This is a genomic window from Paraperibacillus marinus (assembly GCF_046237605.1).
Taxonomy (GTDB): Bacteria; Bacillota; Bacilli; order Bacillales; family DSM-1321; genus Paraperibacillus; species Paraperibacillus marinus.
The window spans coordinates 1,990,726-2,006,229 of the sequence record NZ_CP143542.1; the positions used below are offsets into that span (position 1 = coordinate 1,990,726).

14 protein-coding genes are annotated in these 15,504 nt (G+C 44.5%); 11 read left to right on the top strand and 3 right to left on the bottom strand.

All coding sequences use genetic code 11. The features are described 5' to 3' along the window. Positions 1–247: 247 nt before the first annotated feature. Positions 248–1,066, top strand: a complete 819-nt coding sequence (locus V1498_RS10195; protein ID WP_409298746.1) for a phosphotransferase family protein — start codon at positions 248–250, stop codon at positions 1,064–1,066. 51 nt (positions 1,067–1,117) lie between these two features. On the opposite strand, the gene V1498_RS10200 is transcribed toward V1498_RS10195, so the two are convergent. Beyond that, positions 1,118–1,615: a GNAT family N-acetyltransferase gene (locus V1498_RS10200; RefSeq protein ID WP_409298748.1), complete on the bottom strand. Its 498-nt coding sequence runs from the start codon at positions 1,613–1,615 to the stop codon at positions 1,118–1,120. Positions 1,616–1,724: 109 nt separating this feature from the next. Here V1498_RS10200 and recQ point away from each other — a divergent pair, with 109 nt between their 5' ends. From recQ to V1498_RS10215, 3 genes are all read left to right on the top strand, one after another. Beyond that, on the top strand, positions 1,725–3,854 hold the full coding sequence (gene recQ, locus V1498_RS10205; protein ID WP_409298749.1) for a DNA helicase RecQ: 2,130 nt from the start codon (positions 1,725–1,727) through the stop codon (positions 3,852–3,854). 200 nt (positions 3,855–4,054) lie between these two features. After that, positions 4,055–4,498, top strand: a complete 444-nt coding sequence (locus V1498_RS10210) for a hypothetical protein (RefSeq protein WP_409298750.1) — start codon at positions 4,055–4,057, stop codon at positions 4,496–4,498. A 67-nt stretch (positions 4,499–4,565) separates the two neighbouring features. Then, positions 4,566–5,477: an HD domain-containing phosphohydrolase gene (locus V1498_RS10215; RefSeq protein ID WP_409298752.1), complete on the top strand. Its 912-nt coding sequence runs from the start codon at positions 4,566–4,568 to the stop codon at positions 5,475–5,477. A gap of 229 nt (positions 5,478–5,706) precedes the next feature. On the opposite strand, the gene V1498_RS10220 is transcribed toward V1498_RS10215, so the two are convergent. Continuing rightward, a complete protein-coding gene (locus tag V1498_RS10220; protein ID WP_409298754.1) occupies positions 5,707–6,636 on the bottom strand; it encodes an aldo/keto reductase in 930 nt (309 codons plus the stop codon). Between the two features lie 180 nt (positions 6,637–6,816). On the opposite strand from V1498_RS10220, the gene V1498_RS10225 reads away from it, so the two are divergent. Continuing rightward, the gene (locus V1498_RS10225) at positions 6,817–8,187 is read left to right on the top strand and encodes an aldehyde dehydrogenase (RefSeq protein ID WP_409299247.1); all 1,371 of its coding nucleotides are present in this window, start codon (positions 6,817–6,819) and stop codon (positions 8,185–8,187) included. A 176-nt stretch (positions 8,188–8,363) separates the two neighbouring features. Here the strand turns inward: V1498_RS10225 and V1498_RS10230 are convergent, their stop codons facing one another. Beyond that, entirely contained in the window at positions 8,364–9,224 is an 861-nt protein-coding gene (locus V1498_RS10230) for a YihY/virulence factor BrkB family protein (protein ID WP_409298756.1), read from the bottom strand. Between the two features lie 199 nt (positions 9,225–9,423). Between V1498_RS10230 and V1498_RS10235 the strand changes: the two genes are divergently transcribed. The 6 genes from V1498_RS10235 to V1498_RS10260 all read left to right on the top strand — a co-directional run bounded on the left by V1498_RS10235 (position 9,424) and on the right by V1498_RS10260 (position 15,479). Then, positions 9,424–9,990: a YtxH domain-containing protein gene (locus V1498_RS10235; RefSeq protein ID WP_409298758.1), complete on the top strand. Its 567-nt coding sequence runs from the start codon at positions 9,424–9,426 to the stop codon at positions 9,988–9,990. Positions 9,991–10,328: 338 nt separating this feature from the next. Continuing rightward, on the top strand, positions 10,329–11,297 hold the full coding sequence (locus tag V1498_RS10240) for a rhodanese-related sulfurtransferase (RefSeq protein WP_409298760.1): 969 nt from the start codon (positions 10,329–10,331) through the stop codon (positions 11,295–11,297). Between the two features lie 367 nt (positions 11,298–11,664). After that, entirely contained in the window at positions 11,665–12,621 is a 957-nt protein-coding gene (gene pyrB, locus V1498_RS10245) for an aspartate carbamoyltransferase (protein ID WP_409298762.1), read from the top strand. A 138-nt stretch (positions 12,622–12,759) separates the two neighbouring features. After that, positions 12,760–13,734: a cation diffusion facilitator family transporter gene (locus tag V1498_RS10250; protein ID WP_409298764.1), complete on the top strand. Its 975-nt coding sequence runs from the start codon at positions 12,760–12,762 to the stop codon at positions 13,732–13,734. A 63-nt stretch (positions 13,735–13,797) separates the two neighbouring features. After that, positions 13,798–14,193: a hypothetical protein gene (locus tag V1498_RS10255; RefSeq protein WP_409298766.1), complete on the top strand. Its 396-nt coding sequence runs from the start codon at positions 13,798–13,800 to the stop codon at positions 14,191–14,193. A 197-nt stretch (positions 14,194–14,390) separates the two neighbouring features. After that, positions 14,391–15,479, top strand: a complete 1,089-nt coding sequence (locus V1498_RS10260; RefSeq protein WP_409298768.1) for a branched-chain amino acid aminotransferase — start codon at positions 14,391–14,393, stop codon at positions 15,477–15,479. Positions 15,480–15,504: the final 25 nt, after the last annotated feature.

Here is a 15,504-nt window from a genome sequence, read left to right on the forward strand (position 1 = left end):
GGAGGCTTCCTGCAGCCAGGTGTAACCATCATTTATCTTGCTGGCATTCCTGCCTGCGCAATACTCCTCTCCACCGCCTTATAGCCTTGTTCCTGCTTATTCCAGGTTGCTTTCATGCATGGGGTGCAAGGAGGAAACTCAAGTTTGTTTTATGGATTCTTATGACTTGTCCGGGTACATAGAATACAACCTGATTAGCGCTTGCAATTTGAATACACCCATTTGATGAAAGAGAAGAGGAGACAAAATGAAGCTTAAAAAATTTATTGAAGAATTATTGAACAAGGCTATAGAATCTGCCGAACAGGTCTCCGGCGGGCGGGACAGCACGGTCTGGCGGATCGAAGTTAGGGGCGGTCAGAAATATGCTGTCCGGGTTCTGCCTGAAGAGCGGATGCAGCAGTTCCTTTTGGAAAAAGAAATAATGGAATATGCGCGGAACTATGGCATAGAAGTGCCAAAACCGCTTATGGTCAAAGCTTGCGAAGGATCGGCAGTTATGGTCATGGAATGGGGAAGAGGGAGGACTGTGCTCCAGGAACTTCAGCTGAATCCGCATAATTCCGAACACATCGGCTATATATTCGGAGCCGCACAGGCCGAAATACATAACATACCCTCCCATTCACGGGGAAGAAGCTGGCTGGAACCTATGGATGATGAGGAAAGAATCTTCATCGAAGCAATCAGCGGCGAGATCAGCCCTTCAGACAGCTGTCTGCTTCACCTTGATTATCATCCCCTGAACGTAATGACAGATGGGGAAGGTATAACAGCAATCCTGGACTGGGCCAATTCCTCTGCGGGAGATTGGCGCTTTGACACAGCAAGGACATATGCAATCCTGGAACTGATGGGACCTGGGATGATGGAAGCTAAGGTCCTAGGCTCGTTCATTAACGGGTGGAAAACGGGATACCAGGCTGCCTCCGGAAAAACCGTCGGTGATAACCCTGAATTTTATGCCTGGGGGGGTGCCAGGCTGAAAAATGATCTGGGTGCTGCATTGCCTCCTGGTATGCGTCAAAAAATTGAAGAATGGACCAGGCTCCAAACACAGATATAAGGGCAGCCGGGCAAAAATATAGCAGCAGTGTATCACTGCTGCCCGCTTATCTTATACGTATAGGACCATTAAAGTCTCATCAAAATATTCCGTTTCTAATTTAAGTGCGCGCTTATCTTCTCCGTACACTGTAAATCCGAGTCCGGCATAAAGATTTTTGGCGCCAGCATTGCTTGATACGACGGTCAGAAGTATCTGTTCAAGGCCATCGAGTGACCGTGCCTTCTCAATGGCCGCTTCCATCAGCTTCCGGCCGGCTCCCTTCCTTCTGGAATCCTTTTGTACATACATGGCAAATATGCTTGCCCTATGCTGAAATTTCCGCTTTGTTTCCCGTACAAGGCTTACAGTGCCTATCAGTCTGTTTTCCTCAAAAGCCCCAAAGGTAAAGGAATTTTCCTGGGAAAACCGCCGCTCTGTCACTTCCAGCCCAAGGTCTTTTTCCTCTTCATAGCTTGAACCAAATGCTTCCGGGGAATTTTTTAATGCCTCCAGCCTTAACGGTTTGTATATCCCCGCATCTTCCTTCACCAGCCGCTTAATTTCCATACCATTACCCCCATACAAAAAAATACATTTTCTTTTCATATTCAATATACTTCATTTTCGGGTACAATGAGTGTTGCATATTTAATAAAATTTTTAGGAGGCTGCCGTAATGCTCCAGCAGGCTAAAAGATTACTGAAAGAATATTATGGCTATGACGATTTCCGTGACGGCCAGACCGAGATCATTGAAAGAATCCTATCCGGTCGGGATACCCTGGGGATATTGCCGACAGGAGGCGGAAAATCCATTACCTACCAGATTCCAGCTTTGATTCTTGATGGAGTTACGCTTGTCATATCGCCCCTCATTTCATTGATGAAGGATCAGGTGGACGCCCTCAATCAGGCAGGGGTGTCAGCGGTTTATATAAATAGTACGCTTAGCTATCAAGAGGTTGAAGACAATATGAATTTGGTTGCGAGCGGTGAATGCAAGCTGCTTTACCTTGCACCGGAGCGGCTCGAGTCTCCTCATTTCATGGACGAGCTGACAGCACTGCCGATAACCCTGATTGCAATAGATGAAGCTCACTGTATCTCTCAATGGGGCCATGATTTCCGTCCCAGTTATTTAAGGCTTACCTCCCTGTTTGAACGGTTTTCTGACAAACCAAGAATCCTGGCGTTGACAGCAACTGCTACACCGCAGGTAAGAATGGATATTTGCCGGAGCCTCCATATTGGCGAAGAGGAAGTCATCATGACCGGCTTTGCCAGGACAAATCTTTCGTTTCAGCTGATAAAGGGCCAGGACCGCTTAAAGTTCCTGCAGCAGTACCTGAAAAAGAATGCCACTGAAGCGGGCATCATTTATGCAGCCACACGGAAAAATGTAGAACAGCTGTATGAGCGGCTCTCGAAAGCTGGTATTTCAGCCGGAAGGTATCACGCCGGTCTTAGTGCAGCGGAAAGGGATGTGGAACAGGATAAATTCGTAAATGATGAAATCCAGGTCATGGTGGCCACCAATGCATTCGGCATGGGAATTGATAAAAGCAATGTGCGGTACACCATCCATTTCCAGGTTCCGAAAAACATGGAGAGTTATTATCAGGAGGCGGGAAGAGCCGGCAGGGACGGTCTTCCAAGCGAATGCATCCTCTTGTTTTCAGAACAGGATGTCCAGCTTCAGCGGTTTCTCATCGACCAATCTGAGTCGATCGAACACAAACAGAACGAACTTGGCAAGCTCCAGTCCATGAGGGAATATTGCTATACTGAAAACTGCCTTCAGGGCTTTATCCTTGGCTATTTTGGTGAGGATCACTGGGTTCCCTGCGGCAGGTGCAGCAATTGCCTCGATAATCGTTCTTCAGTGGATGTAACAAGGGATGCCCAGATTGTTTTATCGTGCATCAAAAGGATGAATGAGCGGTTTGGGAAAACGATGGTTGCCCAGGTACTGACCGGTTCATCCAATAAAAAAGTGGGCGATTTTGGCTTTCGGTCACTGAGCACATTCGGGCTCATGAAGGAAAGAACGGTTAAGGACGTTTCAGAATTCATTGACTATCTTTGTTCTGAACAATACATCGGTGTATCGGGTGGCCAGTTCCCTCTCCTCAATATTACTGAAAAAGGAGTCAGTGTCTTAAAAGGTGCGGGCAATGTAAAGCGCAAGGAGTCCATTCAGGTTCAGGCACCTTCTCTTCAGGGAGATCCGCTGTTCGAACATCTCCGTTCACTCAGAAAAGAAATTGCTACAGCGGAAGGAGTCCCTCCATTTGTCATTTTCTCTGATGTAACCCTCAGGGAAATGTGTATGTGGCAGCCTAAGAATCTGGATGAGATAGGGAACATAAAAGGTGTGGGCGCACAAAAACTCGAGAAGTATGGCAGCACATTCCTAAAAGGCATTGAAGACTTCCTCTTTGAGCACCCGGATCATGAACCGGCAGCAGAAGAAATGGCCCCGGCAGAACCGAAAAAGAAAAAAAGTGCAAGTTCAGGAAATTCTTATCTCGAAAGCTATGAAAAATTTAAAAATGGTGCCGATATAAAAGTGATAGCAAATGAAAGGGATATGACGGTGAATACGGTTGAAAACCATCTGGCAAAGGCTGCCAGGGAAGGACTGGAATTTTCAATGGAGGAATTGTATTCCTCGGAACAATCCTTGAAAATCCAGAGTGCCGTCCAGACGGCCGGCCGTGAATACCTGAAACCGATTAAAGAGCAGCTGGCGGATGAGGATATCACGTACTTCATGATTAAAATGTGGCTGGAATTAAATAAATGAAAAAACCCCCTTTCTTTGCAGAGCCTTTTAAAACATGAAATGCGTATTGCGAATAATGGCGGATTGAGTATATAATAGGAAAAAAATGCTATATTTTGTAGGAGCTTCAAAGATTACTGGTCTTTGGCGGAAGTAAAGCTTCTTAGATACATAGACAGCCAAAACCATTATTCTTATAAAATTTTTTAGGGGGAATTTCCATGTTCAAAAAAAGCCTGGCCGTCCTTTTTGCGCTATTGTTCACTTTCTCTTTCGGAACAATGGCATTTGCCAGCGAAAATGACGCAGACTCAGCAAAAGGTCTCGAGATCATCGAGAAGGCAAACATTGAGATTGACGAGCTTATCGCAAATGCTGTAGAGGAAGGGACAAAGCTGCATGCTGATTACCAGATAACAGCACAGGAACTGGCACTGGATACTACATACGAAGGACAGCAAAAAGCGGCAGCAGCTGAAGCAGACTACAATGCACAGCTTGACGAGCTGATCATCAAGCTGCAGGATAAAGCAGTGGAACTAACTAACAAAGGCATAGAAGAAGCCGCGGCGTACGGAGTATATGGCCAGTGCGTTTGGAAGCTGGTACAGATTGCTGACCGTTCTGTTTGGGTCGATCCGATTCAAGTGATAGGCTGGACCTAATGTAAAAGATTAAATTGGAACGAGTTCTTTAATTAGAACTCGTTTTATCATAGGAGCTTGATAAGGAATGGAAGGAATTCAAGTTAGGACATCTAAAGAAAGTCTAGAAACCATAATGATGGGGCCAACAGAAATTAATTTATTGGCGAGTAATTCAGGATTGGAAGTTATGCTTCAAACCATCAACAAGGATAATATGTTTTATGTTTATCCAAGTGACAATGGTGAAGTTTCTGAATTCATCTATCTTTTAAACGGGTCCATGAGTGTGGAAATAGATGACAGCATTAAGGAGCTTAAAGCTGGTGATTATTGTTTTGTAAATGGTTTGAAAAATCCGGTGCATTTTTCAACCAAGACAGATGTCACTTTTTTATGGATCATCACTGAACAAACTTTCAGTATATTAAGCAATGAGATTGATACGTTAAAGGATTTTGTATATCAAGTAGAGAAAAAAGACCGGTATACGTTTTTGCATAGTGAAAGAGTAGCAAAATACTGCATGAAGATTGCTAAAAAATTGAAACTTAGCAAAGAACAATTGAAAAGCCTGCTTCTAGCTGGCGGGTATCATGATGTGGGCAAGATAAAAGTGCCAGAGGAGATCTTGAATAAGCCTGGCAAGCTAACTGATAAAGAATTTGATATTATTAAAAAACATCCAGAAGATAGTGCGAAAATGATCAAGCACATTTATACTGGGAGAATTCCTGATATTATTTTACAGCATCATGAGCGCCTAAATGGTTCCGGTTATCCTAAAGGATTGAGGGGCGACGAAATCCTATTGGAGGCTAAAATTATTGCTGTCGCCGACACCTTTGATGCAATGACAGAAGATCGAGCATACAGAAAAGCCTTTACACCTGAATTTGCTATTGAAGAACTAAAAAGAATGTCTGGTACACATTATGATGAAAGAGTGGTCTCAGCATTTGAAGCTGTTCTGATAGAAGATGGAATCCTTAAAAAGTAAGAGGCGTTTGACAAAACGTCTTTTTTTGTGCTCTTTTTTAATAGATTGTTGTTTTTAATAAGGTCTGTGAGGAGATTAAATTATTGAGCAAGGTGATTTTATCGGTAGGCGCGAGACTCCAGCGGGACCAGCATGACAGGAGAGAACATAAAGCCAAAGCGGGAGTAGGCTATCCAATGCAATGCGGTAAGAAGTAAAATAGAGGAGCATCCCAGCCCCTCTCTAAATATCAAGCGAATATCTTACTGATTTGTTGGATCTCTTCTTCAGTCAGGCTGACTTTAAGCGTTTTTAAATTATCGACAATCTGTCCAGGCTTTTTGGCGCCAGGGATCACGGCGTCGATGGAGTCTCTTGTTAAGTACCAGGCAAGCACAATGTGTGGAGTTTCCACTCCTTTTGCCTCCGCGATTTTTCGAATCTGATCCACTTTTTCCAAATTGTTCAGGAAGGCTTCTCCCTGGAAGAGCGGATTTTTGGCCCGGCCGTCAAGGAAGGTCGTGGAAGGTGTATATTTACCTGCCAGAAGACCGGCAGCAAGCGGGAAATATGGAATAAATGAAATCTGGTGCTCAGCTGTATAAGGAAGAAGTTCCTTTTCCGCTTCTCTTTTAAACAGGTTGTATTCAGACTGGATCACATCGACATAGCCATCCTTATTGGCTTCCTTCAGCTGTTCAAGAGAGAAGTTTGAGACCCCAATCGACCTGATTTTCCCCTCATCCTTCAGCTTTTTCAGCATGCCCACGGCTTCGTCCTTTGGTGTACTCTCGTCCGGGAAATGGATATAGAACAAATCGATATAATCTGTCTGCAGCCTGCGTAAAGAATCCTCCACACTTTTTTTCAAAAATGCAGGTGAATTATCAATTGTCATCCCGCTATCCGTGGATTTATGGGCTCCTTTTGTAGCCAGGATCACTTTTTCCCGGACATTCAAATTCTTCACTACTTCTCCAATCAATTCCTCTGATCTTTCTGGGCCGTAAATATAGGCTGTATCTAAAAAGTCGAGGCCGTTTTCAACAGCGGTCCGGACCACCTCTCTGCCGGTATCCTCATTTAAATTTGGATAAATATTATGGCCTCCGACTGCATTTGTACCCAGGCCTATGGGATTCACGAATATTCCCGATTTACCAAGCTCCACTTTCTCCATTATCAACACTCCTTTCCTCATTTTCCTCATTGTAAGCCTTTTCTGGCTATTTAAAAAATAGTCTGCCTGCCCCAATAAAGTTGAAACCCTGCCAGCCATCTAATATAGTTAAACCATTAAACTATACGTAAGCAGGATAGCCGTCAGGAGGCAAGGAAAATGGAAGTGCAGGACAGGGAAATATTTAAGATAGATGCAGTGCTTAGTAAACAGCGGGAGTTCTTTAATGGCCAGAACACCAAGTCCCTGCATTTCCGCATGGATCAGCTCGGGCGCCTGAAGAAGGTGCTCAAGGATCATGAACAGAAGTTATTCGCAGCCTTATATACGGATCTAAATAAATCAGAAACTGAAGCTTATATGACGGAACTTGGCATTTTATATTCAGAGATCGACTTTACGCTGAGGAATCTAAAAAAATGGATGAAAGCAAGGCGGGTACGGACACCGATTACGCATATTGGTTCACGGGGATACATCATGCCTGAGCCATATGGGACAGCCCTGATCATTGCTCCCTGGAATTATCCAGTCCAGCTAGCACTATCGCCTCTTATTGGTTCCATGGCCGCCGGGAATACGTCCATCATCAAACCTTCAGAGCTTACCCCGCATGTATCTGCCGTACTGAAAAAAATGATAGGGGATGCATTTCCGGAGCACTATATTGCAGTCATAGAGGGAGGAGTGGAAACGAGCAAGGCGCTGCTTGAGAAGAAGCTTGATTACATCTTTTTCACCGGAAGCGTTGGTGTAGGAAAGGCAGTCATGGAGGCTGCTTCCAAGAATTTGATTCCTGTCACACTGGAACTTGGCGGGAAGAGCCCATGCATTGTCGCACATGATGCGGATCTAAAGCTTGCTGCTAAAAGAATTGTTTTCGGGAAGTATACAAATGCAGGGCAAACCTGTATCGCTCCCGATTATCTATATGTGCATCATGATGTCAAAGAGCAGCTGCTGAAAAATATGATTTCTGTTATCCGTGAGTTTTATGGAGAAGATCCAATAAGCAGTGACAAATACGGAAAAATTGTAAATTCAGCCCATTTTGACCGAATGGTTTCATATCTCGGGCAGGGAAGGGTATTGACAGGCGGAAGGTATGATAAAGATTCACTGAGAATGGAGCCTTCTCTCCTTGGGAATGTGAGCTGGGATTCACCAGTGATGCAGCAGGAGATTTTCGGACCGATTTTTCCTGTGCTGGAATTCGGTTCGCTCAATGAAGTGATTCTGGAAGTGAATAAACATCCCAAGCCGCTTGCTTTGTACCTTTTTACATCCAGCAGGGAAACTGAAAGCATGATCATGGACAGCATTTCATTTGGCGGAGGCTGTGTGAATGATACTCTCATGCATATTGCGACTCCCTACCTTCCTTTTGGGGGAGTGGGGGAGAGCGGGATGGGAAGCTACCATGGGGCGAGCAGCTTCCACACATTCACACATTATAAAAGCGTCCTGAAACAGACCAGCCGATTTGACTTTTCTTTTAAATATCCTTCTGCTAAAAATGGAATGAGAATTCTGAGAAGATTACTTAAATAGGGGCTGAAGTAAAACTTTAAACTAAATCAAGCAAGAATTTTCTGTGGGGAACTGCTCCTGCCTATTTGCCGCGATATTTACTTTACCAAGTAGCTTTTTGTACTTGGCATTAACTTCTGGGAAACATAAAAGAAAGAGACAGCATCGATGGGATGCTGTCTCTTTCTTTGAAGGCGTCAGCCTGATATATCCGCATTCTTTGTTGTTCTGACTTTAATATTGCTGCCTCTGTGAATCAAGGCGTTGATTTCCCCTCCGAGTACGAGTGCAAGGCCAGTCAGATACAGCCAAAGCATCAGGACAATCACTCCGCCAAGGCTGCCATAGGTAGAGGAATAATTGCTGAAATTGCTGACATAAAATGAGAATCCTAACGAAATCAGCTGCCAAACGATTGTTGCTACGATGGCCCCGGGAAGCACCTGCTTGAAAGGATAATGCTTGTTCGGTGCAAATTTGTAAAGAAATGCGAGGACAACAATCATGACACAAATCGCTATGATCCAGCGCAGGATGCTAAAAAGTATTTCCGTTTCACTTGGAAGCGGGATGACTTTGTTTATAAGGTCAAACAGCACATTACCGAACACAGGAAGGATAAGCGCCACAACAAAAGCGACGACGAGCCCGAGTGTCAGCAGGATCGATGTTAATCTCTGTTTAATGAAGCTTCTTGTTTCAGTCACATCAAATGCAATGTTCATGGAGTGGATAAAGGCATTGATTCCGTTGGATGCAGACCATAGGGTACCTAGGATACCAAAAGTCAATAGTCCGCCATTCCTCTCGCTTACGATTTTAATGATATTTTCCTTGAAAACCGACGCTGTCCCGGATGGCATGACTGAATCCATCACATTAACGGCTTTTTGCGGATCAAGGTTTAGATATGGAAGAATTGAGAGTAAAAGGATCAGCAGTGGAAATAGTGCCAGCATATAATAGTAGGATTGCTCTGCCGCAAGACCGGTTGCCCTGTCATCACTCATTTCCTTCCCCAGTTTCTTCCCAAAGGAAAAGAGATTGTTTTTCTTCATTATTCATCATCTCCTGAATTCTTAATAGATAAATGACTCGCATATACTAAAAAACCTTTTCCCTTCTAAGATATAAAATAATCATTTTAATAGGATAATCAAATCTTCAAAAAAGTGGCGGATTGAATTGTGTTTATTTCTAAAACGAACAGGGAAATAACTTGATAGACACAAACTGATATTCTTAGGAGGAATTGTTATGGCACAGCAATCAGTAGTAGTTAACGGCAAAAAGAATAATCTAATGGTAAGAGGATTAATTATCGGGGGAGTCATTGGGGCGGCATTAGCATTAATGGACAAGCAGACAAGGAAGTCAGTCAAAACGACGGCGGGCGGCCTTAAAGATTCTTCAATGGGAATGATCTCACAGGTCAAGGAAAACCCTGGAGAAGTGAAAGAGCAAATGATGAGCAGATTCAAAGCGGCTTCCGAATCACTGAAGGATGCTATGTCTGAGGCTCAGAATCTTTATGAAATGGTCAATCGTGAAGTATTCGGGAAAGTATCGGATGTAAAAGATATAACAAGTGATGCTGTTTCAATGGCTAAGCTTGCAACTGACGATATCAAGGATATTGGTTCTAAGGTAGCCGAAGCAGGACAGAAGCTAACAGGAGCAGAAGAAGGCTCTTTGGAAAGCGGCTCCCAGTCCTTTGGAGCTAATGGTTCCACTGGATCCGGTTCCTACGGATCATCCTCTTCAAATGGAAACACTTCTACTGGCACGAATTCATACGGATCCGGTTCATCTCCTTTACGATGATTCATGTAAAAAGGCAGCCTTGCTGCCTTTTTTTGCTGTCTGAATTAAAGGCTCTTTTCTAAGTATTGTTGCCTGAAGAGTTCTGTGAAGAGATTTAATTATTTGCAAAGTAGATTGGAGAAGAGTGAATGCCTGCAGCGGAAATCAGCTTTCTTGACCAATAGCCATTATATAAGAAAACAATTAATTGAAATTGAAACGTACACAGGATCATTTGATGGTAAAAATTATGACGTGCTTTCTAGGTTCTATTCTGGTATAATGTTGACTCGTAAGAATTTAGTGTCATATTTACATTAATATCTTGCAAATATTATGTGATAGGTGGCAGATTAACCATGAGTCAAAAACCTTATAGAGTACTTTTGTACTACCAGTATGTAACTATTGAAAATCCCGAGGAATTTACAATTCAGCACAAACAGTTCTGCCAGGAGCTCGGTCTTTTGGGCAGGATTTTGATCGCTTCCGAAGGAATCAACGGAACCGTTTCCGGAACAGTCGAACAGACTGACAAATACATGGAATTCATGAAAAATGATCCGCGCTTTGAAACAATGGTTTTCAAAGTCGACGAAGCGGAAGGACATGCATTCAAGAAGCTGAAAGTCCGCTGCAGGCCTGAATTGGTGACACTTCGTCTCGAGGACGATGTGAATCCGCTTGAAACAACCGGTGAATACTTAAGTCCGGCTGAATTCCGCAAGCGCCTTGAAGATGAAGATACCATCCTATTGGACGCACGGAACGACTATGAATTTGATTTAGGGCATTTTAGAGGTGCCATCCGCCCTGATATAGAAAACTTCCGTGACCTGCCTGACTGGGTCAGGGAAAACAAAGAAATGCTTGAAGGCAAGAAAGTAATCACGTATTGTACTGGCGGAATCCGCTGTGAAAAATTCTCCGGCTGGCTGAAAAAAGAAGGCTTCGACGATGTAGCTCAGCTGCATGGCGGAATTGTGACTTACGGGAAAGATCCAGAAGTCCAGGGCGAGCTTTGGGACGGACAGCTCTACGTTTTTGACGAAAGGATTGCCGTACCAGTGAATCAGAAGGAACATGTAGTGGTCGGCAGGGATTATTATACAGGCGAGCCTTGTGAACGCTATGTGAATTGTGCCAATCCGGCCTGCAACAGAAAAATTCTTTGCTCTGAAGAAAACGAGCACAAGTATCTTCGCAGCTGCTCGCATGAGTGCCGTGTGAACCCAAATAATCGTTATATCCCTGAGCATGGCCTCACTGAGGAACAAGTTCAGGAAAGATTGGCAGCAATCGGGGAAGAAACCCTCCCGGCCAGCTGACCTTGTAAGGAGGATGTCCCCAAAGTGAGGGGGATCCTCTTTTTTTGGGCAGTTTTTTTCTCATTTTCAGGGGGCAAAAACCTGCACCTAAGAACGTGGGCTGATTCATTTCTTTATCCGGCTTCTATTGACATTAAGAAAAGGCTTGTGCCATAATCACTGTAAATGAATAAGCATTACCTTTAAATTTAGTCCAGAGAGACTGACAAGGTAAGTAACTGGAACCGCTGTGTGCGGTCATTCATGAAATCCATTTTTACATGGATTCTGTGTGGTTACCCTTACGAGCGCAAAGCTTCCTGTCTCTTCGGCCAGGAGGCTTTTTTATGCGATTTAAAGGCATCAATAAAAGCCAGGGGGAAAAAGGATGAAATTGTATCATGTACTTGGAGCCAAACAATATGACCGTGTGTCACTTGAAAATATTTTCGAAACCGCTGATAAAATGGAACAGATTGTTAAGAATGGCGGCAGCGATCTGTATTCCAGCAAAATAATGACGACCCTTTTCTTCGAACCGAGCACGAGGACACGCCTTTCCTTTGAATCGGCCATCAGCCGGCTTGGGGGCAAGGTAATCGGCACAGAAAACGCGGGCCAGTTTTCTTCGGCAACCAAAGGTGAAACTCTTGAAGATACCATCAGAGTTGTTTCTGAGTATTGCGACGTAATCGTACTGCGTCATACAGACATCGGTGCTGCAGAGCGGGCAGCAGCAGCTGCTTCCGTCCCGGTTATCAATGCAGGAGACGGGGGAGGAGAACACCCGACACAAGCTCTCCTGGATGTGTATACCATCAAGAAGGAATTGGGCACGCTTGACGATATCCATGTGGTTATGGTTGGTGATCTCAAATACGGACGGACCGTCCACTCACTTGCTTATCTGCTTGCGAATTTCAGAAATGTGAAAATTACATTTACGGCTCCTGCCAATGTACAGATTCCTTCGTATGTTAAGGATTACTTAGACAGCATGGGCGTTGAATACCAGGAGGAATCAGAGCTGAAAAAAGCGGCCGGGGAAGCGGATGTGATTTACCAGACACGCATCCAGAAAGAGCGGTTTGCTTCACAAGAGGACTTTCAGCAGGCGGATGGCAGGTATATCATCAATGATGATGTGATGAACTGCTTAAAGCCCGAATGCATCATCCTTCACCCGCTCCCAAGGGCAGGGGAAATAGAGCAAAGTGTCGACAAAGACCTGAGGGCCGCCTATTTCCGGCAGGCAAAAAATGGTCTGTTCATCCGCATGGCCCTGCTGGAAAAGTGCTTCCAGTCCGCTGGCGCTCATGTATCTGAAGAAACTCTCTATGTATAAAGAAAGGCCGGATCATAAATAACGATCCGGCTTTCTTTTTGTTCTGCTGGTATTTGAAGCGGCACTATTCCATGTTTTTTCATAACTAATGACGGGAAAGAGAATATTAGGAGAGTAATGAGAGAAAGAGGGATGAATTTGGCCAGTACTTTGCATTTATTGAAAAAAGGAAATAGATCGGCATTAATAGCGGCAATCGTCAATACCGTGATAGCGATCATCAAAGGGACAGCCTATTTTTTTACGGGAAATGTCGCGATGTTTGCCGAAACGATGCACAGCCTGGGGGATGCTGCCAATCAGTACTTTGTGTATATTGGGTCGGCGCTCAGTAAGAGGGCACCCAATGACCGTTTTCCAGGAGGTTTTGGCCGTCTGGTTCATCTTGTGCTGTTAGGAGCGGTGCTGATAGTCGGAATCATGGCTTATGAGACAATTGTGGAAGGCTATCATCATATCATGCATCCCGCAGAATCGAGCGGGCTGTCCATCAATATCTCCATCCTTGCCGCGGCCACACTGCTGGAGGCGTTTGTCCTCTTTAAGGCCATGAAGGAAATCCTTCATGATGCCGGGGTAAAGGCGGCAGGTTTTGGGATCATACCTGCAAGCATCGCCAACTTTAAAAAAGGGAAGCCGGCCACAAGGCTCGTCTTCATGGAAGATACAGTAGCGACGGCCGGCGGTCTCCTTGCCATACTGGCCGTGCTGGTGGCCCATTATACTTCCTTTGAAGAAGCGGAAGGCATTGCCTCCATTCTGATTGGATTAATGATGTTCTTCGTAGTTGGCAGGGTGTTCCTGGACAATGCGAGAGGTGTGCTTGGTGAGTCAGACGATGTGATGGAACAGAAAATCGGCGCGATGGTCATGAAAGATCCAGATGTAAAAGATGTAGGGGAAGTGACAGTCATTAAGGAAGGCGATGATCTTCATGTGGAGCTGGAGATTGAAATCAGTCCCGAGATGACCTTTGCCCAGGCAGATGATATCAAAGACCGGATAGAGGAGAAAATCCGTGCCGAACGCGGAGTTACAGATGTAATCATTGAATTGGACGAGGATGACGGAGTGGATAATTGGACAACTGTTTCAAAGGAAAAGGAGCGGTAGAAAGGGCATATTCCGCCTGTGCCGTAAATAGGCTTTATTAAAAGATATTTACGGAGGTCTGGAATGGAAGAAAAAAACCTGCCTGCCATTACTGAGGAAATGGCAGCCCGCTATTATGATCTGTCTAAAAAGTCCAAGCTGATCGAGAAAGAAATGAATGATCTAAAGAAACAGTTTCATGCTTATTTTGATTACAGTGCCGGATCAGAACAAAAAGGGGAGATTGAACTTGGCTCCTATAAACTGACCCGGCAGATCAGGAAAACCGAAAATTATATTTCAGAGACCACTATTGAAAGATTGGAAAGCTTGAACCTGAGCGATTGCATTGAAGTAATCCGAAAACCGAATACGGAAAAAATCCGGTCGGCGATTACACTTGGATTTTTGGCCGAAAGCGATCTTGAGGACTGCATCGTCCAAAAAATTTCTTCGGCTATCACCATAAAGGAAACGTAAAATATGTAGCCAGCTCAGGAACCACGCCTTTCCGACTTGCTGTACAAGCCAGGAAGGGCAGGGAAATAAGCTGGCTTGCTGTTTTTTAAAAATTCAATTAATTCTCATATTTTTATTGTTTAAAGCATTGAATTTTTTGTATAAAAGAGTAAAATAGTGGTTATTAGATTTTTCAGAATAAAACAGGAGGCGGAATAATGGTCAAACAAATAATCTCTATACAGCAAAGTTCATCCAGAAAAGAAAAGCCTGAGGCTGATCAGCTTCAATTTGGCCGGGTATTCACTGACCATATGTTCACTATGGATTATTCAGACGATAAGGGGTGGCACGAGCCTAAAATCATTCCTTATCAGCCTCTCGTTTTAGAACCGGCTTCCATGGTATTTCATTACGGCCAGTCTGTATTCGAAGGCTTGAAGGCTTATTCAAGCAAAGGGAAGGTCCTGTTGTTCAGGCCTGAAAAGAACTTCCAGAGATTCAATGTGTCCAATGAAAGGCTGTGCATCCCGGATATTGACGAAGAATTTGTCCTTGATGCGCTTGAGGAGTTAATAAGTATTGATTCTGACTGGGTTCCTGACGCAGAAGGAACATCCCTTTACATCCGGCCGTTCATCATATCTACCGAGCCATTCCTGGGCGTTGCCCCATCCCGGCATTTTAAATTCCTGATCATCCTGTCCCCAGTGGGCTCTTACTATACGGAAGGTATCAAACCGATAAAAATCAGCGTGGAAAGCAATTATGTTCGTGCCGTAAAAGGCGGAACCGGAACCGCCAAGACCGGGGGCAATTATGCAGCGAGCCTGAAGGCCCAGGAATCAGCCAATTCCAGGGGATGTGCCCAGGTGCTCTGGCTTGATGGAGTTGAAAAGAAATATATTGAAGAAGTCGGCAGCATGAATGTATTTTTTAAGATAGGCGATACCGTGGTTACACCAGAATTGAACGGGAGCATACTGGACGGTGTGACGAGGAATTCGGTCATCCAGCTCCTGCAGCACTGGGACATTCCTGTAGTCGAGAGGAAGGTGTCTATGGAAGAGCTGTATGAGGCTCATAAGGCAGGCACACTTGAGGAGGCATGGGGCACCGGGACTGCGGCAGTCATTTCCCCGGTCGGTGAGTTTGTTTGGGGAGAAGAGAGCCTTTCCATTAATAATGGGGAAACCGGGCCGCTTTCAAAAAGAGTATACGATACATTAACGGGCATCCAGACCGGAACGATTGAAGATCCATTCGGCTGGGTAAAGCAGATTCAAAAAGAGAAAACTTTCGCATGAGCGTAAGGGGCAGGCCTGATATGGC